Source organism: Bacillus ndiopicus, assembly GCF_000612805.1.
Classification (GTDB): Bacteria; Bacillota; Bacilli; order Bacillales_A; family Planococcaceae; genus Metasolibacillus; species Metasolibacillus ndiopicus.
Genome location: NZ_HG964403.1, coordinates 398,823 through 422,141 on the forward strand (window position 1 = coordinate 398,823; position 23,319 = coordinate 422,141).

Genomic DNA, 23,319 nt, shown 5'->3' on the forward strand with positions numbered 1-23,319 from the left:
TTTTCTTTTTTGCCATTTTTACATGCGCATCTACACAATTTATGTAATAATATTTCACAAGATGAGCTAAAAAGTTGTATACTGTTAAACAGTAGGTTTTCGAACCATTTTGCTAGCAAAAGCGTCTATTATAATATATATACTCGCTCTTTGATAATGAAAGGAAGTAACGAGCATGACAAAATCAATTTGTGTTGTTGGTTTAGGATATATTGGTTTGCCAACAGCAGTAATGTTTGCAAACCATGGAGTAAAAGTACATGGAGTAGATTTAAATCCAGCTGCGGTAAAAAGCATACAGGAAAAGCAGCTACATATTGAGGAAGAAGGCTTACAAGAGCGCCTAAATAAAGCTGTAGATAACGGGCTATTGACAGCATCAACTATGCCACAAGAGGCGGATGTGTTTATTGTTGCAGTACCTTCTCCAATTAACCCAGATAATACAGCAAACTTAGAATATGTGCGCCAAGCAACTGCTTCTATTGTACCTTATATTAAGGAAGGTAATTTAGTTATTTTAGAATCAACGGTACCTCCAAAAACAGTGGAACACATCATGTTGCCAGAACTAGTGAAATCAGGATTAGAAATCGGTACACAAATTTATGTAGCGCATTCACCAGAGCGAGTAATTCCTGGTCGCATTTTTGAGGAGCTTGTGAACAATGATCGCATTGTTGGTGGTATTAATGAAAAGTCAGCAGAACTAACGAAGGAATTGTATGAAACATTTGTTGAAGGAACAATCCATTTAACAGATGCGACGACAGCAGAACTTGTAAAAGTAATGGAAAACACGTACCGTGATGTTAATATTGCGTTTGCTAACGAACTGGCGAAAATGGCAGAAAAGTTAGATGTGAATATTTGGGAAGCAATCAAATTTGCCAACTACCACCCACGTGTCAATGTTCACTTCCCTGGACCTGGTGTTGGTGGCCACTGTATCGCAGTAGACCCATGGTTTTTAGTGGAAATCGGTGGTGGACAAGCAGAAATTATTCATTTATCACGTAATACGAACGATAGCATGCCAAGCTATACAGCGCAAAAAACGCAGGCGATTTTAAATCAAAACAAAATTGCAGGCGCAACTGTTGGTGTGTTAGGCTTAGCATTTAAAGGAAATGTAGACGATATGCGCGAAAGCCCATCAACAATTGTGATTGATGAATTGCAAAGCTTAGGCTTAAACGTCGTATCATTTGACCCACATATTAAAGAAAACAAACATGCAACACAGACGCAAAATTTTGAGGAAGTTGTAGCTGCTGCGGATATTTTATTATGTCTAACGGATCACAATGAATTCAAAGCATTAGATCCACAAACATTTGCGTCACGTAATAAAATTGTATTCGATACGAAAAACTGTTTAAACCGTGCAAATTGGGAGCAAGCAGGTTACCAATTCCATTTACTTGGGGATGCAAAAAACTAACAGTGTGCTAAATGCACACTGTTTTTTCAATGTAACACAAATGTTATAATTGCTAAAAATGAAAGGACGAAATGCAATGAAAGAAACAGTACTTGGCATACAGGTCAATACAGAAGGCTACGATGAGTTGTTGCCAATTGTATTTGAACAAATCGAATTAAAGAAAAAATCTTTAATCGTAGCGATTAACCCAGAGAAGATTATTAAAGCAAAGGAAGATCCAGCATTAAAAGAGTTGCTTAACAATGCAGAGTTCCAAATTCCAGATGGCATCGGCGTTATTCTTGCCTCAAAAATTCAAAAAGGGCAAATTACATCACGTGTGACAGGTGTCGATATGATGATGCGTCTATGTGAGGAAGCAGCAAAGCGCAGCAAGCCAATCTTCTTATATGGTGGAAAACCAGGAGTTGCAGATAAAGCAGCAGAAAAGCTTCAACAAATGTATTCGAACATTAATATAGTAGGAACTCAAGATGGCTACGAAAAGGACAACGCTAAAGTGTTAGCAAAAATAAATGAAGCAAAGCCGGATTTATTGTTTGTCGCAATGGGTTCGCCAAAGCAAGAAAATTGGATTAATGCTAATCGTGACCAGCTCCATCCAACGATTTATCAAGGAGTTGGTGGCTCTTTCGATGTACTAGCAGGCAATGTCAAGCGTGCTCCTGAAGTATTCCAAAAAGTGGGGATGGAGTGGTTTTATCGCCTAATGAAGGAACCTCACCGCATAAAACGACAAATTTCGCTACCGCTCTTTTTACTAGAAGTAGCAAGGGGTAAAAAGAAAAAATAAGCACGCTCTAAAAAAATATTGTGTAATCTTTGTAATAATAGATTGTTAAATTGTAATGTTAGTGTTACACTGTATCCATAGTAAGATTTCCTCTTATGATAATAAAGAGTTTAAAATTTTCCCTGCAAGGAAAAAAACGGTTGGTAGCCCAAGAAGAAGGTTTAAGCAGCAAATGCTTAAACCTTCTTCTTTGTTGTGCCGTAAAAATTTTTGGAAAATACATTGCATAAATTCCAACACAGGAAAATATATTATCACTGTACGTTAAAAAATCCACTTGGAAAATAAAATTCATAAACACTTCAATTATGCCTTAGTGATATTTTTGTGTCGATTTTATAAAAAATACCCCCTTGAAGTCATAAAAATACTAAAAATTCGAATATTCTAATAGGCGAATATAGCATTCTAAATATATTTAACAAGAAAATGTTGTTTTCTGTGGTAGTTTTATGTCATAATATAAGGAATTCTAAGTTACCTTTTTAACTAGTCACATATAACGCTATTAGGCATGCAAAGAATGTTTAAAAACTTTTGTTTGAAAAAAGGATTGACATTGTAATTGTATACTACTAGAATTTATGTGTAGTTAGTTTATCCGTGCTATTTTTTAAAATAGTTGGTAACTAAGAGATTACTTGAAATATGAGGAGGAAATTTTTCAATGGCTAACCAACCAAAGAAATACAAAAAATTCGTAGCAACAGCTGCGACAGCTACATTAGTAGCATCTGCAATCGTACCAGTTGCTTCTGCTGCAGGCTTAAGCGATATCGCTGGTAACACACACGAAAAGGCTATCAACGCATTAGTTGATGCTAAAGTTATCTCTGGATACCCAGACGGTACATTCAAACCTAACAAAGAATTAACTCGTTCTGACGTAGTTAAATTATTAGGTAAATACTTAGAAACTCAAGGTTTTGAAATTCCAGCTGATGCTGTTTCAAACCCACGTTTTGCAGATTTAAACTCTAAATCTAACGAAGAATTATTAAAATATGCAGCAGTAGTTGCTGACGCTGGTGTATTCTCTGGCTCTAACGGTAAATTATTAGCTGGTGATCCAATCACTCGTGAAAACATGGCTATCGTACTTGTGCGTATGGTAAACACTTTAAATGATGTAAATCTTGAAGCTTATGTTGCTTCTCAAGATTTCGCTCGTGAAGTAAAAGACATCAACGCTGCTAAAGCAGAAGCTCGTTCAGCTATCGATGTATTAGACTTCTACGACATCACTACAGTTGCTAACTTCTTACCAAAGAACACAGTAACTCGTGGTCAATTCGCAACATTCTTAAACAACGTAATCAACGCTGACTTCACAGGTGCTGAAGCTACAACTGGCGCAATCAAAGTAATCAACAACACAACTGTTGAAGTTACTTTAGATGAAACAATCGGCAACATTGAAGACTACAAATTCACAATTGCTGGTTTAGACGTGAAAAACGTTGTTAAAAAGCAAGCTTCTGACAAAACAGTTGTATTAACAACTGCTGCTCAAGAAGGCGGTAAAGAATACGTAGTATCTTTAAACGGTAAAGAAATCGGTAAATTCACTGGTGTTTCTGCTGTATTACCAACTAAAGTTGAATTAGTATCATCTTCAGTACAAGGTAAACTTGGTCAACAAGTAGCTGTACAAGCAAAAGTAACAGTAGCTGATGGTCAATCAAAAGCTGGTATCCCTGTAACTTTCTCTGTACCAAACCAAAACAATGACGGTGTATACCCAACTGTAACTGGTGAAGCAGTAACTAACGAAGAAGGTATTGCAACATTCACTTATACTCGTTACGGTCATGTAAATGATACAGTAACTGCTTATGCAACAGGTGACCGTTCTAAATTCGCTATCGGTTATGTATTCTGGGGTGTAGATACAATTCTTGCTATCACAGAAGTAACTGAAGGCGCAACAATTAACAATGGTGCTAACAAAACTTACAAAATCACTTACAAACACCCAGAAACAGGTTTACCTGTATCAAATCAAACATTCAATGTTGGCTTCTTAGAAAACATGAATGTTACATCTGATAAAGTAGCAAACGCTACAGTTAACGGTGTTAAAGCATTACAATTAAGCAACGGTACTTCTTTATCTGCTGCACAAATTACTACAGATTCAAAAGGTGAAGCAACATTCACAGTTTCTGGCGTAAACGCAGCTGTAACTCCAGTTGTATATGCTTTAAACAACGCTACTGGCGAATCAAACCAAAAATATAAAGCATCTGCTTTACAAGCTTCTACAGCTAAAGTAACATTTGGCGCAGTTCAAGCTGAATACAAAATCGAGTTAACTCGTGAAGGTGGCGAAGTTGCTGCACGTTATGCTGCAAACGGTCGCGAATATAAAATCGTTGTAAAAGACAAAGACGGTAAAGTAGCGAAAAACGAAATCGTTAACGTTGCATTCAACGAAGATTTAGATCGCGTAATCTCAACAAATACTCAAGCTAAATTTGTTGATGCAGATAATGATGCATATTACCCAACTACACCTGTAAATGGTATGTCAAGCAAACAAATTTCAGTTAAAACAAACGATAAAGGTGAAGCAACATTTGTTATTTCTTCTGACTTAGTAAATGATTACGCAACACCAATCGCTTGGATTGATATTAATACTTCTGATGCTAAACAAGGTAGCTTAGATGAAGGTGAACCAAAAGCAATCGCACCAATTTCTTACTTCCAAGATGCATACCTTGATGGTTCAGCAATTAAAGCTTACAAATCTACAGATACTACTTTCTCTAAAGCAGTAACTAAGTTTGATGGTACTGACGTTGCAGTATTCGCTGCTGAATTAGTAAACCAAAGTGGTAAAAAAATCGCTGGTATTCCTGTGAAGAAAGTAACTTACACAATCTTCAATACAGGTGCTAACGATATCAAAATTGGTGATGAAATTGTTTCACCGAACCGTAGCCTAACAGTAACTTATGAAGCTACTATTTCTTCAACTGGCACTGTTGTTACTCCAGCTAAAAACTTAGAAGTTGTATCAGTTGATGGTAAAACTACTTCTGTAAAAGTAATTGCTACAGGTGTTGCTGTTAATACTGATGGTAAAGACTATGCATTTACAGCTAAAGATGCAGAAGCTACATTTACTTCAACTACTGAAGTACCAAACAACTACACTGGTGTTATTGCAGCAATTAACACTTCTAAACAAGAATTAACATTTGCTGGTAAAAAAGCTGTATCTGTTAAAGATGCTAAATTCTTTGGTCAAAACGGTGCAGAACTTGCAAACTTCGATGCATTTGTTAATGAATTAAAAGTAGCTGCAGCTGCTAACCAAGGTGTTGTTGCAACTTACTTAAAAGATTCAGAAGGTAAAGTAACAGTTAAGATTGTTCGTACTTCTGGAGATGATCCTGTTAAATTTGATGAAAAATCATCTACATTAACAGCTGCTGCAATCACTAAACAACCAGTTGCTGGAACAGCTTCAACTGCTGCAACTGCAACTGTAACTTACTCTACTATCAATACTGTAGGTAATGAAATTAAAGTTAACGATACAACTTATAAATTTGCTACAGTAGCTGGACCAACAGAAACTGCTTACTACCAAAACGCAGCAGATTTAGCAGCTAAAATCAATGCAGCTAATGGTGATGTAACTGCAACAGTAAATCCTGCTGGCGATGTTGTCTTAACTGGTAAAGCTAATGGTACTGCATTCGTTTATGCTGTAAATGGTGCTGCTGATACTACTGTTAACAACGGTGTTGTTGGTGTAGAAGGTAACGAACAACAACTTACATTAACATTCTCAAGTGCTCTTAACGTGGCAGTTGGTGATGTTGTAACTGTTAACGGCACAACAGCAACTGTTAAATCATTTAACACTGCTAAAACTTCAGTTGTAATCGAGCTTGATGCTGGTCAACCTGTATTTGTATCTGGAACTGTAGTAACTACTATTACACTTGGTACAAATAACGCTATCAAAAATCCTGCTGATGCAACTACAGTAACAATTACAAATAACTTCTAATCAATATTTATTTAAAATAAATTTAGAAGTAACTTTAAAAGGCTTTGCGAGAAATCGCAAAGCCTTTTCTTATTAATATTTATGGACTATTCACAGATAGATAAATATAAACAGTGTAGAACTATTTTGGAGAATACTTGACCAGCCCCATTTGATAAAGAGCAATTTTAAAGCTTCTGCTGAAAATGACCTAATATGAAAACTAATTAAAATAGGCATCCAAAGAAGTTAATTACTAACACTTGAGCACTAGAAATTATTCTATAAATCTTCCTTACACAGAGCAAATGCCACAAGTGAATTACTGTTTTATAAAATTGATAAAATTTAACATACACTAGAATTTCCAATAGTCTAGAATCGGCTTGAAATGTTACACGTTAATAACTTCCTGTTACTATTCCGAACAGGGCATATGCCACTAGATTAACTCTAGAGTCTTTGTATAGAGCTTTTTGGTGGTGATAGTCTCTGTGAGATGGGAAGTTGTAAAAGGACAACAACTAATGAGTAATAATGATTTCGTCGATTAACATTAAATGATAAACACTACATATACAGATTAATTCCCCCTTGTATAGAGTTCTTATTTAGTAAAGTATCACTTCCTTGTAATTTATACTCATTCCGAAATTAGAAAGATTTTATCTGACATATGTCAAAAAATCAACTTCAAATGTTAGATAACTTCCATAAAACTTCTATCATTGTAAGGAAAATTCATAGATTTTAGTGTATAATAAGACTGTTATTTAAAAATAAATAAAGGATTGTGGACGATGCAACTTAAAGAATCGACAAGAAGATATATATTATTAGGAATGGTTTTATTTATAGTGATTGGACTTATTTCCGCTAAAGTAATGGCGAAAAAGCAAGATAATGAATTTTTAGCAGAGGATGCTTTGTATCAGCAAGCAAGTCAATTATATGGTCAAGGTAGCTATGCTGAGGCATCTGAAGTGATAAATGAATTATTAAAAAGAAAACCAAAATCAGAAATAGTCAATTACTTAGGCGGGTTAATTGCTGCTAATAATGATGACTATACTCAAGCTGCAATATTATTACAAAAAACATTGGATATAAATCCGCATAATGTAGAGGACCCAATGTTTATGCTGCAATTTGCTGAAGTGCTATTTTTTACTGAACGTTATGAGGATGCGAAAATTGTTTTAGAGAAGTGTCGTGAATGGGGATGGGCACCAGAATCCTATCCAACATATCAAGAGCGTGTAACAGAACTATTAACTCAAATCGAGAATAAGCAATAAGGAAGGTAAGTTTACATGGCTTCATTTTATGAAAATTTACATAAGTCAAATGCAATGAATGACGAAAAGGAAAATGCACAATCGCGTGCCAGTGTGGATAAATGGATTTTTAGATTACTCTTATTACTAATTGGTTTTATGCCATTGATTGTTATGGCAAATGTGGAAGAAGTCATTAGTCCATTGATTTCTAAAGTAGATATCTTATCTTCTGGTACAAAAGGAGATTTATTTACACATTACAAAGCATTACTTTTAGTGTTTATTACAGTGATTGCTAGTGTTTTATTATTTGCAAAATTATTTTTTATGGGTGGAACAATCCGTAAAACAAAATTAAACTATGCGCTAGGCTTATTTGCAGTAACGATTATTATTTCAACAATTGCCTCACCAACGATGACAGTTGCTTTAAACGGTCTGTACAATCGTTCTGACGGTGCAATCAGTTGGTTATGTTATGTAATACTGATGTTTATTGCGATGAATATTGAGTATCCCAAAAAGGTTTTAAACTATATTTTATATTCGCTATACCCATTTGTCTTAATTAACTTATTTATTATTACAATGAACTTTTATGGGAAAGATTTATTACAAAAATCGGGGATGCAGAAATTTGTAAGTTTATTTTTACCCGAAGGAGCAAACATTAGCGAAGGATCTACTCTTGTTGGGACATTAAACCAATGGAACTATATGAGTGGGATGTTTGCTATTATGACTGTGATGTATTTGATGGCAGCGGTCTTAGAAAAAGGTAAAGTGAAATATGGTTATTTGTTTTTTGCCATTATGTCAATATCAGTTTTGTTAATGTCAGTTTCTACAACGGGATTCTTGACTTTTGTAATACTACTCTTTTTTATAATATTAGCGGCTTTTAGAACTCAAAATAAAATAAAAAGTTTAGTAGTGATTGCTGTTTTTTTAACTGTCAGTGCATTAGTGTTTCATGTTCTTGCAAGTAAGAATTCCCTTATTTGGACGGAATCAGTAGGGGTTATTTTTGAATCCAATCCATACGTTGAAGAGAATAAAGATATTTCATTCAAAAACCAAGAGTATAATATTAACTGGATATCAAGAGCATATGCAACAGATAACTTTGAATTGCCAAAATTACCAGAGAGGCACACATCCCTAGGAAATGGACGTGTTTATATTTGGGGAAAAACAATGAACTTAATAGCACAACGTCCTTTAGTAGGATATGGACTGGATACTTTAGTGTATAATTTCCCGCATTACAACATAGATTCTCGTGCAGGTATAGGGTATGAATTTGTTATCACTGATAAGCCACACAGTATTTATATGGGGTTATTTTATGGAGTAGGAACTATAGGCTTTCTTGCTGTGTTGATAATTATTGTGTCAACATTAGTTATTTCAATTAAGGTAATAATCAAAAAACATAGGGAGCTAGGAATTATATATATTGCATGGAGTGCTTATTTATTACAAGCTTTATTAAACGATAGTTTACCAAGTATCTCAGCACCTATGTGGATTCTAGCTGGTATAATGATGGCACTTACATTTACCCATAAGGAGAGTATAAATGGAAGAAACAATTGAATTGCGAGAATTGATTAAGCTTATTTGGAATGGAAGGATTATACTTTCCATAAGTGTTATTTTTTGTATGTTGGTAGCACTGATTTTGAATTGGTTCATACTTGAAGAAAAGTATGAATCAAATGCATTAGTTCAAGTAGTTAGTGGAATTCAAGATACGGGAGCTATCTCTAATTATATAGCAGCCGAATTTAAGCCTAATATTTATGCAGAGCGTATTCAAAACAAGTCACTTATGCAGCAAGCGTTTGATGATGCAGGAATTAAAAAGAAATTTTTACCAAGTAATTTAACTTTAAATATTGAAATGGATACACTTAAAAGTAATGTAGCATTAATATATACAAGTAGTAATGCACAGATGGCTCAAAATGAATTGCAAGTACTAATAGATGCAACAAAAAAGCATATGAATGAGGCTATTCAATTATCATTAAAAGATATTGAAGAGTTGCATAAGAATGAAATCGAAAATTTATCAAATAATATTACAGAAGTAGTAGAAAAATATAATAATATAATTCATAATAATGATTTGCCAGAAATATTGATTTTACAAACAATCATGGATACCGAGAGCGAGATATTAATAAATGCTTCGGAGCAACAAAAAACTGCTTTATCCGCAATTAATGGAGATACTCAAAGCCAATTATTACAACTCCAAGCAGAGATTCAAACAAAATCGACTGAATATAAAAAAGCACTGACAAATTATCAATCAGTGAAAATGAGTTTAGATAACTTTAAGCCTGATCCATTTATTCGTGTGATTACGGAACCAACATTAGCTGATTATCCTACAACACCAAATAAAATGTTGAATTTAGCACTAGGAGTAATTATCGGTTTCGTACTGGGTTTAGGAATTATATTTTTCCGTAATTATTGGAAAAACAGTGCTCCAATAAATTGAAATTAGAAAGGTTTGCTTAATATGAATTATCGAATGCGTTATATGCTGTTTTTCATAATCGATTCATGTATTGTGATATCAGCAATATTTATGAGTTATTGGCTATTACATCCCACGCTCAAAGTGTATTCTGATAAAATGATTATTTTAAGTGCAATTACGTTACTTATTAGTCATCATATTGCGGCATATTTTTTTCATCTATACAATCGTATGTGGAGCGTGGCATCCGTACGAGAATTATTAACGATTAGCTATGCCGTTACGATCTCAGTCGCAACGGCTAGTTTTATTCAATATATAATTAAAGATGATGTATATGTTAGGATTATGGCAGTTACATGGATGCTGCATATTATTATGATTGGCGGTTCTCGGTTTTTATTACGTGTACTAAATGATAGAGAATCTTTTCGAAATACAACCAATTTAAAAAGAGTATTAATTGTTGGGGCAGGGCAAGGGGGTTCTATGCTTGCACGTAATTTAATACATGCTCCCAAACCAGATAGGGTACCGATTGTTTTTGTAGACGATGATTTAGCGAAGCAGCAGTTGAAAATTATGAATGTCACTGTTTTAGGTACTACGAAAGATATTCCTTTACTTGTAGCTAAATATGGAATTGATGAAATCATTATAGCTATTCCATCTTTGGGGAAAGTAGGTATAAAAAGTATATATAAAGATTGTGTTGATACGAATTTGCCAGTAAAGATTATGCCGAGTATTGAGGATGTAATGACAGGTAAAGTATCTGTGAATGAAATGAAAGAGGTTCATACAAAAGAGTTATTAGGTCGAGATGAAGTTAAACTAGACATGGTTGCTATATCTCGAAAGTTGACAGATAAAGTTATTTTAGTGACAGGTGCTGGTGGATCAATAGGCTCAGAAATTTGCAGACAAGTAATGAATTTTCAGCCTAAGCAATTGATTTTATTAGGTCATGGGGAAAATTCGATTTATACAATTCATATGGAGTTGCAACTTAGAACATCACAAAAAACACAATTAGTACCAATTATAGCAGATGTACAAGATAGACAACGTATTTTCGAGGTAGTTGAGCAATTTCAGCCAGATGTAATCTATCATGCAGCAGCACATAAGCACGTCCCTCTTATGGAGTACAATCCGAGAGAGGCAGTTAAAAACAATATATTTGGAACGAAAAATGTCGCAGAGGCCGCAAATCATTATAATGTAAAAAATTTCGTCATGGTGTCTACAGATAAAGCAGTCAATCCTCCAAACGTGATGGGAGCTACAAAGCGAGTAGCTGAAATGATTGTACAAAATTTGGCGAAAACAAGTGAAACAAAGTATGCAGCTGTACGTTTTGGTAATGTATTAGGTTCAAGGGGCTCTGTTATCCCATTATTTAAAAAACAAATTGAAGCAGGTGGACCAGTGACAGTGACACATCCTGAGATGACACGTTATTTTATGACAATCCCTGAAGCATCAAGGCTAGTACTTCAAGCTGGAACACTTGGAGGAAAAGGTGAAATTTTTGTTTTAGATATGGGAGAGCCTGTTAGAATTATTGATTTAGCACGAAATTTAATACAGCTATCGGGTTTTGCTGAGCAGGAAATTCCAATTGAATTTTCTGGCTTGCGTCCAGGAGAGAAAATGTATGAAGAGTTATTAAACGAAGAGGAAATTCAGCAGGAGCATGTTTTCCCAGGAATCCATATTGGGAGAGCGTTACCATTAAGCACTATGGAATTAACAGAGGTACTTGATTCGATAACAAAACTAAACGACGAAGAAATGAAATCATTGCTTATTAACGTAGCAAATAATAAAATTGAAACTAAAAAATAATAAAGAAGGTTTGACAATGAATTTTGCAATTGTGGGATGTGGCTTTATAGCTAAAAAGCATGCAGAGGCGATAAAAAATATAAAGGGAGCAAAACTTTATGCTGTTTGTGATAAAGAACCAGAGCTTATGCAGCCATACGTTGTAGAACATGAAGCGGAACCGTATACAGACTTTGAAGAAATGCTTCAAAACCCAAATATTGATATTGTTAATATATGCACACCTAGTGGTAGCCATGCGATTTTAGCTGAACTTGCCGCAAAATATAAAAAACATATTATTGTTGAAAAACCTATAGCTATGACAATTGAAGATACAGATAGAATTATTAAAGCTGCTACGGAAAATAACATAAAGCTAGCAGTTGTACATCCGAACCGTTTTCGTCCAGTAGCATTAAAGTTAAAAGAAATTATGGATAGCGGAAAACTTGGGGAAATTAGTCATGCTTTATGTGTTGTCAATTGGAATCGTGGACAACATTATTATGACCAATCTCCGTGGCGAGGGACAAAGGCATTTGATGGTGGGGTTCTAATGAACCAAGCTATTCATAATTTAGATTTGCTACTTTGGTATTTGGGCAACCCCATGGAGGTAATGAGTATGGATGCCACACGCCTCCGTAAAATTGAGGTGGAGGATGTATCTACGGGAATTATTCGTTTTGAATCAGGTGCTATTGCTACAGTGCAAGCATCTACAACAGTGTATCCTAGAAATTATGAGGAATCGATTACTATTTTTGGTGAAAAAGGTACAGTGAAAATTGGTGGAACAAATGCCTTATATTTTAAAGATATAATAATAGAAGGTATGTCAGAGGTAGAAGCACTTGAAATTAAAGAATCTATAGAAAAAAATCCATGGGGAACACCAGGACACCAAATTATACTATCAGATATGATGGAGTCGATACGACAGGACAGACCACCTATCGTAACAGGGGAAGATGGAAAAACTGCATTATCGGTTGTATTAAACTTTTACAAATCTTCAAAGGAAAAAAGATTACTCACTTTATAATAAAAAGGAATGAATCAAATGGAGCAACAAGCATTAGAATTACAAAGCAAGCTTGAAAATAAAACTGCTACGATTGGCGTTGTAGGTTTAGGCTATGTTGGTTTACCATTAGCTGTAGAAAAAGCAAAGGCAGGCTTTACAGTAATCGGTTTTGATGTACAAAAAGAAAAAGTCGATAAAGTAAATGCTGGTGAAAATTATATTGGTGATGTTATTCCAGCTGATTTAGAGCAGCTTGTCAAATCAGGGCAGCTTACAGCAACGGCAGATTATTCGTTTATTAAAGAAGTAGATGCAGTAGCTATTTGTGTTCCTACACCTTTAGATATTTATAAGCAGCCGAATATGGACTATGTAAAAAGTTCAGCAAAGGCAATCGCTGACCATTTAACCAAGGGTACGTTGATTGTATTAGAAAGCACTACTTATCCTGGTACAACAGAAGAATTAATCAAACCTATTTTAGAAGCAAAGGGCTTTAAAATAGGAGAAGATGTTTTCTTAGCTTATTCACCAGAGCGTGTAGATCCAGGTAATAAGCATTTTAATACAAAAAATACTCCGAAAGTTGTAGGCGGAGTAACAGAAAACTGCACAAAAATAGCTGCAACAATGTATAGAACTGTGTTAGATGGTGATGTACACGAAGTTTCTAGCCCAGCAGTAGCTGAAATGGAAAAATTACTTGAAAATACTTTCCGAAATATTAATATTGCATTGGCTAATGAAATGGCTATATTATGTAATAAAATGGGGATTGATGTGTGGGAAGTAATTGATGCAGCTGCAACAAAGCCATATGGGTTTATGCCTTTTTATCCAGGACCAGGATTAGGTGGTCATTGTATTCCAATCGATCCTTGGTACTTAACTTGGAAGGCTCGTGAATATAACTATCATACAAAATTAATCGAAGCAGCTGGAGAAATTAATGATAGCATGCCAAGCTTTGTCGTACAGCGTTGTATGGAAATTTTAAATGAGCAAGGCAAAGCATTAAAAGGATCAAAAGTTGTAATATTAGGCGTAGCTTATAAAAAGGATATTGACGATTATCGTGAATCTCCAATCATTCCTATTTTGAAAGAATTAAGGAATTTTGGTGTGCAATTTGAGGTGGCTGATACACAAATAGATGAGTTCAAATTAGATAATCAACTAATAAAAACTATTGAGTTAAATGAAGCTTGCATAGCTAATGCAGATTTAATTATTATCGCTACAGATCATTCAGATTTTGATTATGAGTTAATCAATAAAAATGCGAAGGTTATTTTAGATACAAGAAATGTTAAGTTTGATTTTATAAATAAAAGATATAAGCTATAGGACTATTGAGAGATGAATATTTTAAAACAATTATTCTCGTATTCAATAGGAAGTGTGTTAGTCATGGTAATAGGTATAGTTTCTGTACCTATTATCACTCGACTAATTTCTCCTGAAGAGTTTGGGGAAGCGAACTTAATAATAAGCATTGGAATTATTATAGTTTCAGTAGCAATGTTTGGTTTAGACCAAGCGTTTGTCCGATTTTATTTTGATACAAATCCGAAAATCTTATTTTTCAAGTGTTTGGGAAGCTCTTTGCTATTATCTTGTTTATTAAGTTTAATGATAATAGTTTTTAAAGATAGCTTAGTAATACAATTTGGATTTACCAGTAGTCAAGCAATTTATTCGCTTATTCTTTATATTAATAGTTATATAGTATTCAGATTTAATTTGCTTGTATTAAGAATGCTTCAATTTGGTTATAGATATTCACTAGTTCAAGTGTTACAAAAGGTTTTAGATTTACTTTTCCTAATTCTTTTCTTGTATTCTTTAATTAAAGAAAGCACCGCATTTGTACTTAGTGCTAGTATGACGATGTTACTGTTAACAATAGTAATTTTCTTTATGACAATTGGCTTTTGGAAAGGCAATAGTGAGAAGCAACCAACATTACCTCATGCAAAGTTATTAAAATATTCAATTCCTATAATGATTAGCTCACTAATAATGGTGTTATTCCAGTCCATAGATAAACTTTTATTAGGTAAATATGGGAGTAAAATGGATTTGGGGATTTATGTCGGGCTTTATAAAATCATTGGTATTTTGGGGCTTTTCCAAATTTCATTCTCTATGTTTTGGGCTACTGCAAGCTTGAAGATGTATAAAGAAAATCCGGATAATAAGTTTTTTTTCACGAATATAACAAATGCAGTAATATTTTTCATGTTATCAGTGGGAATCTGTGTTGTTTTATTAAGAGATTATATCATTTTAATATTGGGAAAAGAATATAGAAATTACGTTGAAATCATTTTAATACTCACAAATATTCCTATATTGATGACAATTTCAGAAGCTACCGTACAAGGAATTAATTTTAAACTAAAGACCAAATTACACATTTATATTTCAAGTTGTGTTTTAGTAATAACCACTGTTATAGGTATTATTTTGACAAAACAATTTTCAGTTTTGGGTATTAGTTTTGCAATGGTAATAGGATATGTTTTATTTTTTTTATTACGGACTTACTATGGATTGAAAAACTTTCCTTTCAAAGTTAAATTGAAAGAATTAAGCGTTATGTTGTTTTTGTATAATATATGGATTGCACTCGCTTTTTTTGTTACAAATACAATTGTCGTTAATGTGATTGGAGCATTCACATTAACTTGTTTCAATATTATGTTTTTTTATAGAGAGATTTCGCTTTTTATCAAATTTATTAAAGTGAATTTAATTAGAAAATAAAATTCCATTTATAAGAAAAATAGATGCTGGATGATTGCAAATATGAAGAAATGGTAATATTTAGAATTGACCTAAAGACATTTCATATTTCGCTTGTGATGATAAGGGGTTTTTGATATATAAGCTTCTATATTAATAATCTAATAATTTAGAGAGGGAAATATATTTGAAAATTATCATAATACCTTCTTGGTATGTAACTGAAGATAATCCAAATAGTGGTATATTTTTTAAGGAGCAAGCACATGCACTTAAAAAGCATATACCGAATTCACATGTCACTGTTTTATATGTTGAAATGCAGAGTTCTATTAAGGCGTTTTATCAATTACCTAAAATTAAATTTACTGAGGAAGAGAATGTCTACACATATAGATATACCTCCCCTCACTATTTCCCTAAATTAAATAAATTCAGGATAAGTTACTTGATTCAACTATATAAAAAACTATATAGGATTTATGTGGAGAAAAATGGTGTTCCGGATGTCATACATGCACATTCAGCACTTGAAGGAGGGCTAGTAGCCTTAGCTATAGCTAAAGAAAATGATGTAAAGGTAATTATTACTGAACATTCTTCGGTATATGTGAGAGGTAATATTTGTAAATGGCAGAGAGAAATAGCATGTAAAGTATTTGACGAAGCAAATCAAGTTATAGCTGTTAGTAATGCTATGAAAAGGGAAATTGAAAAGTACTCTAAAAGGAAAATATATGTTATACCAAATATAGTAGATTTATCATTATTTCAATATACACCTATCAGAAATAAAAATGAAGAATTCACTTTCTTTTCTTTAGCATTTTTAAATAAAAATAAAAGAATGGATTTGGTAATAAATGCATTTGATACTGCTTTTCATGGTAAAAAGGAAGTAAAGTTGAAAATAGGTGGAAGTGGTTCGGAAATAATAAGGTTAAAAGAGCTAGTTTACTCTAAAAAAATTCAAACTCAGGTAACTTTTCTAGGTGAGCTTAAACGATCAGAAGTTGTTAAAGAAATGAGAGAATGTAATGCCTTTGTTTTAGCAAGCGAATATGAAACATTTGGTGTTGTATTAATAGAGGCTTTGGCAACTGGTAGACCAGTAATTAGTACAAAATCTGGAGGTCCTGAGGATATTATAAATGAAAATAATGGTTTGCTAGTTGAAGGGAATATTGAGAATTTACGAGATGCTATGGTTAAAATGTATAAGAACCCAATAGAAATTAATCCAGAGGAAGTAATGAATAATTATTCATCTCAGTATATTGTTGAACAATTAAAAAAAATTTATGAGAATTAAGTAATAAAACTCAGTAAGTTTAAATTGAGAAATTATAGGAAGGATACATACTGATGAAAATTCCAATGTTAAATTTAGCAGAGCAATATCAAACAATTAAAGAAGATGTATTAACGGAGCTTGATAAAGTCATGTCATCTTCTCAATTTATTTTAGGTAGTAATGTAAAGCAATTAGAGGCGGAAGTTGCTAAATTAAGCAATGTAGCCCATGGTATTGGTGTTGCAAATGGCTCTGATGCGATTCATATTGCGCTACAAGCTGCTGGTGTCGGCGAGGGTGATGAAGTGATTACAACTGCGTTTACTTTCTTTGCAACAGGTGGTGCAGTTGCACGTGCAAATGCTAAGCCTGTATATGTAGATATTGATCCAGTTACATTCAATATCGATCCAGCCAAAATTGAAGAAGCAATCACGGAAAAAACAAAGGCGATTATTGCTGTTCATTTATATGGACAAATGGCAGATATGGAGAGTCTACGTACAATTGCTGACAAACATAGTTTAGTTTTAATTGAAGATGCTGCTCAGGCTATTGGAGCAAAGCAAAATGGGAAAACAGTTGGAGAATTAGGCACAGCAGCTACATATAGCTTCTTCCCAACGAAAAACTTAGGAGCATACGGTGATGCAGGTATGCTTGTGACAAATAATGATGAGCTTGCTGACAATGCACGCATAATTCGTGTACATGGAAGCAAACCAAAATATTATCACCAAGTGTTAGGTTATAATAGCCGTTTAGACGAACTACAAGCAGCAATTCTAAATGTAAAGCTGCCTTATTTAGCAAAATGGACTGAACAAAGAAGAACACACGCGGCTTACTACACGCAGCAGTTGCAAACGAAAGTTGGACAATATGTAACAACGCCAACAGAGGTTGAAGGCTACTATCATGTATATCATCAATATACTTTACGTGTAGAGCGACGTAATGAGCTTCAAGTATATTTACAAGAACAGGGTATTGCTACGATGATTTACTATCCTGTACCATTGCATTTACAGCCTGTATTTACTTATTTAGGATATAAAGAAGGCGATTTACCAGTAACTGAAAAAGCAACGAAAGAAGCTCTATCTTTACCTATGTTCCCGGAGATGAAACAGGAACAACAAGATTTTATAATTGCTAAAATTGTGGAGTTTTATCAATAAATTTGGAACTAGAAGAGCATATTTCATTAGCAAAAGAGTAATGATTATAATTACAAATATTTCAAAGTGTTTTAACAAGAAGCTTGGGCTGTCCGAAATTTTGGACAGCCCCTTTATGAAGGAGCGTTATGTATGTTGACAAAAGGGCAAAATGTAGTCATTAATGAGAATGTGAGCTTTGGTGAAAATATTATAATTGGAAATAATGTTGTGATTTACGAAGGTACTGTAATAGGGAGTAATGTTATTATTCAAGACAATGCGGTAATTGGTAAGCAGCCAACACGTGCAAAAGCGTCTATATTACCAGAGGTGAAAAAATTACCACCTACACAAATTGGTAACGGTGTGACAGTGGGTACATCGACTATTATTTATGCGAATGCGACGATTGCAGATGATGTATTTATCGCTGATTTAGCAACGGTACGTGAGCGTGTAACAATTGGTGAAAAAACAATTGTAGGTCGTGGTGTAGCTGTTGAGAATGATTGTACAGTAGGAAGCTATTGTAAACTAGAAACAAATTGCTATATTACAGCTTATTCAGAGTTAGGTGATTATGTATTTATTGCACCATGTGTAGTCACAACGAACGATAACTATATGGCGCGCGGTAAGGAACGCTTTGATAAATTTAAAGGTATTACAGTTGAAAAAGGTGGAAGAATCGGTGCAAATTCAACAATTCTGCCAGGAAAAACTATTCATGAAGAAGGGGCAGTTGCTGCTGGAAGCTTAGTTTCAAAAGATGTAGAAAGTGAAAGTCTTGTAATGGGTAGTCCTGCGAAGAAATATAAAGAAGTAGATGAAGCGCAATTATTAAAGAATCAATAAATAGGATGATCTTAATGAAAAAAAAATTACATTTTATTTTCTATAGCGAATTATATAGGCATGGTGGGGGAATTGAAACATGGGCAAGCTACTTTTTCCCTAAATTATCTATAAAAATACAAGGTTATGATGAAATTATTATTTATTCCTTAAAATCGAAAAATGAAAAGGAAACGTTAGTAGGAGAATTATTGGAATATAATAATGTTAAAATTGTATATTTGAATATAGGTGATGTAGTAAGCCAAAATACATTTTTAAATTATTACCGATTCTTGAAGGAAGTAAAAAAAGCATTAAAAGCTAATGTTGTTAAACAGGATATTATAATAAGTATAGGATTGCTGAACAGCGGATTTTTGCTCTTAAATAACTATTTTATTAAAAATAATAAATTTATTACATGGATTAGAAGTAAGTCAGTAGGAGAAGTTAGCACTTATAAAGGAAAGATATATGTATACTTCGCTAAAATATTGGAGAAATTGTCCATAAAAAAATCTGACTATATTATTACCAATGGTGACGATACATTACATTATTATCAAGAGCTATTTCCAAAAGATAAGAGTAAAATGAGTAGGATTTTTAATGCAATTGATTTAGATACTATTCCTCCATGTGAACAGAATAGAGAATTTAATATTTCGCAAGTCCGAATCGCGTACACGGGGAGGCTTTCTATAGCGAAAGGATTTACAGATTATATAGAAGTCTCCCGAAAGATTGCTACTCAAAATAACAATGTTATTTTTAATGTATATGGAGACGATACCAAATTAAATAAAAATACACTAGAACATATTAATTTCAAAGGAAAATACCAACCTAATGATGTAAATAAAATTTTAAGTGAAAATGATGTAGTAATATTTTTAAATAGAGAAAGTCAAGCAGGGGGGGTTTCACACAGCTTATTAGAAGCTATGGCAAATGGTAAATTAATAATTGCTTGGGATAACTATACGCACAATCAAGTCTTAAATAGTAGTAACTCGATTTTAGTCAATGAAGGAGATTTGAAGGGCTTAGAAAGAGTTTTACAAAATCTTTTAAATGGATTTTATGATGTTCAGCAACTATGCCAAAATGTATGCAATGATGTTAAGCTATACTCTGTTAACCAACATATAAAGGCTTTTGATAATATTTTAAAGCAGCTAGAAAGGGAGTGATTGCCGATGGAGAAGAAACGTTATAAAAGTTTATTTGTTTACTTTGTAGCTTATTATACATTATTACTTTTCACGTCAAAAATTATCCCCTTATTTACTTTAATCAACTTAATATTTATACTCCATTTTTCTGCAATCTTTTTTAAAATGACATCTAGGCAAGTACTCCCGACAATGATTTTGTTATTAATTATTAGTACGCCACTTTCGTTTACAAGTATATTAGGATTACCATATGGACAATTGCCTATTTCGTGGTTTAATTTATCAATTTTACTGATAATACTGTATGTTTTAGCTAGAGGATTAGTAAAAAGAAATATCGTTTTTAATTCCGTAAGTACTATATCTTTATTAATTTTGTTGTATTTATTAGTACCTATGTTAAATAGTTCTAATGTCATAGAAGGAGTAAAACAAGTTCTAAATTATTATTTATTCTTTCTAGTAATAATTATATGGCCAAATATTAAGTTAGGAATAACGGAAATCAAAGCCTCAAAAAGAGTTTATATAGCAAGTGTAGTCGCTGTAGCTTGTGTAGTTATTTTACAGGCTGGTTTGTTTAGATTAGGCTTTTCTACAGGTAATACGTTGCTTTTAGGTGGAAACAGATTTGCTACAGGCTATTTATTTAGCGATTATAGCTTCTTATCATTGTATTTACTAACACCTGTATTCTTTATTTATTTTGAAAAAATGAGGGTTGTATTAAAAATTCCCCTATTATTGTTATTAGCCATTGCTAGTTTTATGACTACTGCTAGAACGGGGATAACTGCTCTAGGGATATGTATTATACTATTTTTATTTGTTTACACATTAAAAAATATAATTAAACGAACACCGTTAATAGTAGTATTTTGGTCAGGATTAATCACAATTGGAAGTGTAATTTTATTTTTAGTAGGCAAAGTGAGAAGTGGGGATTTATTATCGGGCTCTGGTAGAATGGAAGGTTATACAATTGCTATATCTGAATGGTTAAAAAGCCCCTTATTAGGCATTGGGTTTGATATGAGAACTTATAAAGAAAACGTTGGCACAGCAATGCCCCATAATATAGTGATTCAAACTCTTTTACAAGGTGGAATCGTATATTTATTTTTATTTGTAATTTTATTTTTAATAATTTATCTCTCTATATACAAAGTAAATAAGCATGAAATATGGGGATTTATTTTAGTAATCTTAGGTGCACAATTTATACCTGATATTTTGGATTCACGGTTTTTCTTAGTAATAATTTTATTATTATTAATAAAAAATAAAGAAAATGTATCACAAAATAATAGAAAGAGTTTAAGTTTATGAGAGTGTTACATGTTATTCCGACATTGGGAAGCGGTGGCGCAGAAAAAATGTTGGTTGATATCATTAGAGAAATGCAAGAACAAAATATTTATTGTGAAGTCGTTGTCTTAACTAAAAAAGATAATTTTTTTGGGGTAGAAATGGAAAGGTTGAATATCCCTTTATATTATAGTGATAGCCCCAAGGTGTATTCATTGAAAAATATACAATTTTTAAGGCAAATCATTAAAGCTAAAGAATACGATTGTATCCATACACATCTCTTTGCTGCTCAATTTTTCACGCCAATAGCTAAAATTTTAACAAAAAATACATCTATTTTAGTTACTACAGAGCATAGTACCCATAATAAACGTAGGGATAAAAAGGTATTTTATACATTAGATAAATGGATGTATAAGCAATATCAAGGCATTATTGCTATAACAGAAGGTACTAAAGAAAATTTAACTAAATATTTACCAGATACTGAATGTAAGACTAAGGTTATTACAAATGGTATAGACATTAATATTTATGAAAATGCTAGTGCAATTAAAAAGGAAGATATAGATAATAGTATTAAAGAGAATGATAAAATCATTCTAATGGTAGCGGCTATGCGAGAGCAGAAAGATCATGAAACATTAATTCGAGCTAGCAAACTATTACCAGCAGATTATCGTGTAGTATTTGTTGGTGACGGTGAAAGAAGTAATGAAGTGAAAAAATATGCAAAGAATTTTGGAAGTAGTTCGATAGTTTTTTTAGGTAGAAGAAGCGATATTCCAAATATAATGAAAGCATCAGACGTATTTGTTTTATCTTCAAAATGGGAAGGATTTGGTTTGGTCATTGTAGAGGCGGCAGCAACAGGATTACCAACAGTTGCTTCTAATGTTGAGGGATTGCGTGAAGTAACTCTTTCAGTAGGAGGACAAGTGTTCACCTCTTTTGATGAGTATGATCTAGCAGAAAAAATTAGCGTGGCTGTTAATGTAAAGAATAAAGAAATTGATGTTTCAAAATATACAATACAAAAAACAGTAGAGGAATATCTAAAACTATATAACGAACAAAATAAAAAATGGAAAAGCTGAACATTGTACCTGTTAGCTTATTGTATAGTTTTCACACATTGTGACTTCAACATTTTGAAAAAGATGGATATTAATAATTATATTGGTTTTTCTAATTGTATAAATATATATTGGTTAATAATGGGTGTGTGATAAGGGAATTACTATGGATAGGGCACTCATCAATTGATTGAAATAAAGTAAGTGACTCCATCAAGCTAATGTGAGTTGAAAGTTCAATTATTGTGCCCTGTGGAAATCATTTCGCAAGGAAAAACAATTGATTTTCAGAGATTTCTATGAAATGAAGGTTAATCGATACTCTTGTAATTATATGTAGGAAGAAAAAAAGAATAGAAGTATAATGTTAAAAATTCAATTTTTTGCAAGAATGACACATGTAGAAAGATTACCGATCATTCCTGAAATTTTCTAAGATATAAATAGAATAATATAATCAGTGATATTTTTCAGACAGTTGAAATTGATGAAACGTTATAGTTTGGACATAATAGTCTAGGTATTATAGTTCACCCTAAAACAAAAATAGGTCTTAATTTATTAGTTATGTAGAATGTAACTTTAGAAGGGAATTATACAAAAAGAAAATGTATAATAATCTTGAAATTCCTTATCTAATAACAGGAAAAAATGCTTTAGTTGGACCTATTGCTGAAATTTTAGGACCAGTTATTGTTGAAGATAAAACTCTGATAAGAGCTAATTCAGTTGTATTAAAAGATGTACCCAAAATGGTGTATTAGCAAATTTCCCAATAAAACACTTAAAATATTAAATGAATCAGAGATACAGAATATTAATCCAAATG

Annotated in this window: 16 protein-coding genes; all 16 read left to right on the plus strand. The window is 32.9% G+C overall.

What is annotated here, in order from left to right:
* Positions 1–175: 175 nt before the first annotated feature.
* The 16 genes from TY13_RS01875 (at position 176) to TY13_RS01950 (ending at position 22,511) form a co-directional block, all read left to right on the plus strand.
* Positions 176–1,444 carry a nucleotide sugar dehydrogenase gene (locus tag TY13_RS01875; protein WP_042470960.1) on the plus strand — a complete coding sequence of 423 codons (1,269 nt, stop codon included), beginning with the start codon at positions 176–178 and terminating at the stop codon, positions 1,442–1,444.
* A gap of 76 nt (positions 1,445–1,520) precedes the next feature.
* Complete coding sequence (locus TY13_RS01880; protein WP_042470961.1) at positions 1,521–2,240, plus strand: WecB/TagA/CpsF family glycosyltransferase; 720 nt, start codon at positions 1,521–1,523, stop codon at positions 2,238–2,240.
* Positions 2,241–2,907: 667 nt separating this feature from the next.
* Positions 2,908–6,267, plus strand: coding sequence for an S-layer homology domain-containing protein (locus TY13_RS19645; RefSeq protein ID WP_052344199.1), 3,360 nt, complete (start codon positions 2,908–2,910; stop codon positions 6,265–6,267).
* A 779-nt stretch (positions 6,268–7,046) separates the two neighbouring features.
* Positions 7,047–7,544 (plus strand): tetratricopeptide repeat protein, encoded by a 498-nt coding sequence (locus TY13_RS01890; protein ID WP_042470963.1) that lies wholly within the window; start codon positions 7,047–7,049, stop codon positions 7,542–7,544.
* Positions 7,545–7,559: 15 nt separating this feature from the next.
* Entirely contained in the window at positions 7,560–9,125 is a 1,566-nt protein-coding gene (locus TY13_RS01895; protein ID WP_042470965.1) for an O-antigen ligase family protein, read from the plus strand.
* The gene (locus TY13_RS01900) at positions 9,109–10,041 is read left to right on the plus strand and encodes a Wzz/FepE/Etk N-terminal domain-containing protein (protein ID WP_042470966.1); all 933 of its coding nucleotides are present in this window, start codon (positions 9,109–9,111) and stop codon (positions 10,039–10,041) included. The genes TY13_RS01895 and TY13_RS01900 overlap by 17 nt, the downstream gene beginning before the upstream one ends.
* Before the next feature lie 21 nt (positions 10,042–10,062).
* Positions 10,063–11,874 carry a polysaccharide biosynthesis protein gene (locus TY13_RS01905; protein WP_042470968.1) on the plus strand — a complete coding sequence of 604 codons (1,812 nt, stop codon included), beginning with the start codon at positions 10,063–10,065 and terminating at the stop codon, positions 11,872–11,874.
* A 16-nt stretch (positions 11,875–11,890) separates the two neighbouring features.
* Positions 11,891–12,901: a Gfo/Idh/MocA family protein gene (locus tag TY13_RS01910; RefSeq protein WP_042470971.1), complete on the plus strand. Its 1,011-nt coding sequence runs from the start codon at positions 11,891–11,893 to the stop codon at positions 12,899–12,901.
* Positions 12,902–12,910: 9 nt separating this feature from the next.
* Positions 12,911–14,230, plus strand: a complete 1,320-nt coding sequence (locus tag TY13_RS01915; protein WP_042470974.1) for a nucleotide sugar dehydrogenase — start codon at positions 12,911–12,913, stop codon at positions 14,228–14,230.
* 12 nt (positions 14,231–14,242) lie between these two features.
* Positions 14,243–15,652 carry a lipopolysaccharide biosynthesis protein gene (locus tag TY13_RS01920; RefSeq protein WP_074432913.1) on the plus strand — a complete coding sequence of 470 codons (1,410 nt, stop codon included), beginning with the start codon at positions 14,243–14,245 and terminating at the stop codon, positions 15,650–15,652.
* 166 nt (positions 15,653–15,818) lie between these two features.
* Positions 15,819–16,943 (plus strand): glycosyltransferase, encoded by a 1,125-nt coding sequence (locus TY13_RS01925; RefSeq protein ID WP_042470979.1) that lies wholly within the window; start codon positions 15,819–15,821, stop codon positions 16,941–16,943.
* 53 nt (positions 16,944–16,996) lie between these two features.
* Complete coding sequence (locus TY13_RS01930; protein ID WP_042470981.1) at positions 16,997–18,106, plus strand: DegT/DnrJ/EryC1/StrS family aminotransferase; 1,110 nt, start codon at positions 16,997–16,999, stop codon at positions 18,104–18,106.
* Between the two features lie 132 nt (positions 18,107–18,238).
* Positions 18,239–18,943, plus strand: a complete 705-nt coding sequence (locus tag TY13_RS01935; protein WP_042470983.1) for an N-acetyltransferase — start codon at positions 18,239–18,241, stop codon at positions 18,941–18,943.
* A 14-nt stretch (positions 18,944–18,957) separates the two neighbouring features.
* Positions 18,958–20,118: a glycosyltransferase family 4 protein gene (locus tag TY13_RS01940; protein WP_042470986.1), complete on the plus strand. Its 1,161-nt coding sequence runs from the start codon at positions 18,958–18,960 to the stop codon at positions 20,116–20,118.
* A 6-nt stretch (positions 20,119–20,124) separates the two neighbouring features.
* Entirely contained in the window at positions 20,125–21,432 is a 1,308-nt protein-coding gene (locus tag TY13_RS01945; RefSeq protein ID WP_042470988.1) for an O-antigen ligase family protein, read from the plus strand.
* Positions 21,429–22,511, plus strand: a complete 1,083-nt coding sequence (locus TY13_RS01950) for a glycosyltransferase (protein WP_052344200.1) — start codon at positions 21,429–21,431, stop codon at positions 22,509–22,511. Before TY13_RS01945 ends, TY13_RS01950 begins: the two co-directional genes overlap by 4 nt.
* Positions 22,512–23,319 lie beyond the last annotated feature (808 nt).

Coding starts and splice junctions, on each gene's coding strand:
- TY13_RS01875 (WP_042470960.1), top strand. CDS start 176: ATGACAAAATCAATTTGTGTTGTTGGTTTAGGATATATTGGTTTGCCA.
- TY13_RS01880 (WP_042470961.1), top strand. CDS start 1,521: ATGAAAGAAACAGTACTTGGCATACAGGTCAATACAGAAGGCTACGAT.
- TY13_RS19645 (WP_052344199.1), top strand. CDS start 2,908: ATGGCTAACCAACCAAAGAAATACAAAAAATTCGTAGCAACAGCTGCG.
- TY13_RS01890 (WP_042470963.1), top strand. CDS start 7,047: ATGCAACTTAAAGAATCGACAAGAAGATATATATTATTAGGAATGGTT.
- TY13_RS01895 (WP_042470965.1), top strand. CDS start 7,560: ATGGCTTCATTTTATGAAAATTTACATAAGTCAAATGCAATGAATGAC.
- TY13_RS01900 (WP_042470966.1), top strand. CDS start 9,109: ATGGAAGAAACAATTGAATTGCGAGAATTGATTAAGCTTATTTGGAAT.
- TY13_RS01905 (WP_042470968.1), top strand. CDS start 10,063: ATGAATTATCGAATGCGTTATATGCTGTTTTTCATAATCGATTCATGT.
- TY13_RS01910 (WP_042470971.1), top strand. CDS start 11,891: ATGAATTTTGCAATTGTGGGATGTGGCTTTATAGCTAAAAAGCATGCA.
- TY13_RS01915 (WP_042470974.1), top strand. CDS start 12,911: ATGAATCAAATGGAGCAACAAGCATTAGAATTACAAAGCAAGCTTGAA.
- TY13_RS01920 (WP_074432913.1), top strand. CDS start 14,243: ATGAATATTTTAAAACAATTATTCTCGTATTCAATAGGAAGTGTGTTA.
- TY13_RS01930 (WP_042470981.1), top strand. CDS start 16,997: ATGAAAATTCCAATGTTAAATTTAGCAGAGCAATATCAAACAATTAAA.
- TY13_RS01935 (WP_042470983.1), top strand. CDS start 18,239: ATGTTGACAAAAGGGCAAAATGTAGTCATTAATGAGAATGTGAGCTTT.
- TY13_RS01940 (WP_042470986.1), top strand. CDS start 18,958: ATGAAAAAAAAATTACATTTTATTTTCTATAGCGAATTATATAGGCAT.
- TY13_RS01945 (WP_042470988.1), top strand. CDS start 20,125: ATGGAGAAGAAACGTTATAAAAGTTTATTTGTTTACTTTGTAGCTTAT.
- TY13_RS01950 (WP_052344200.1), top strand. CDS start 21,429: ATGAGAGTGTTACATGTTATTCCGACATTGGGAAGCGGTGGCGCAGAA.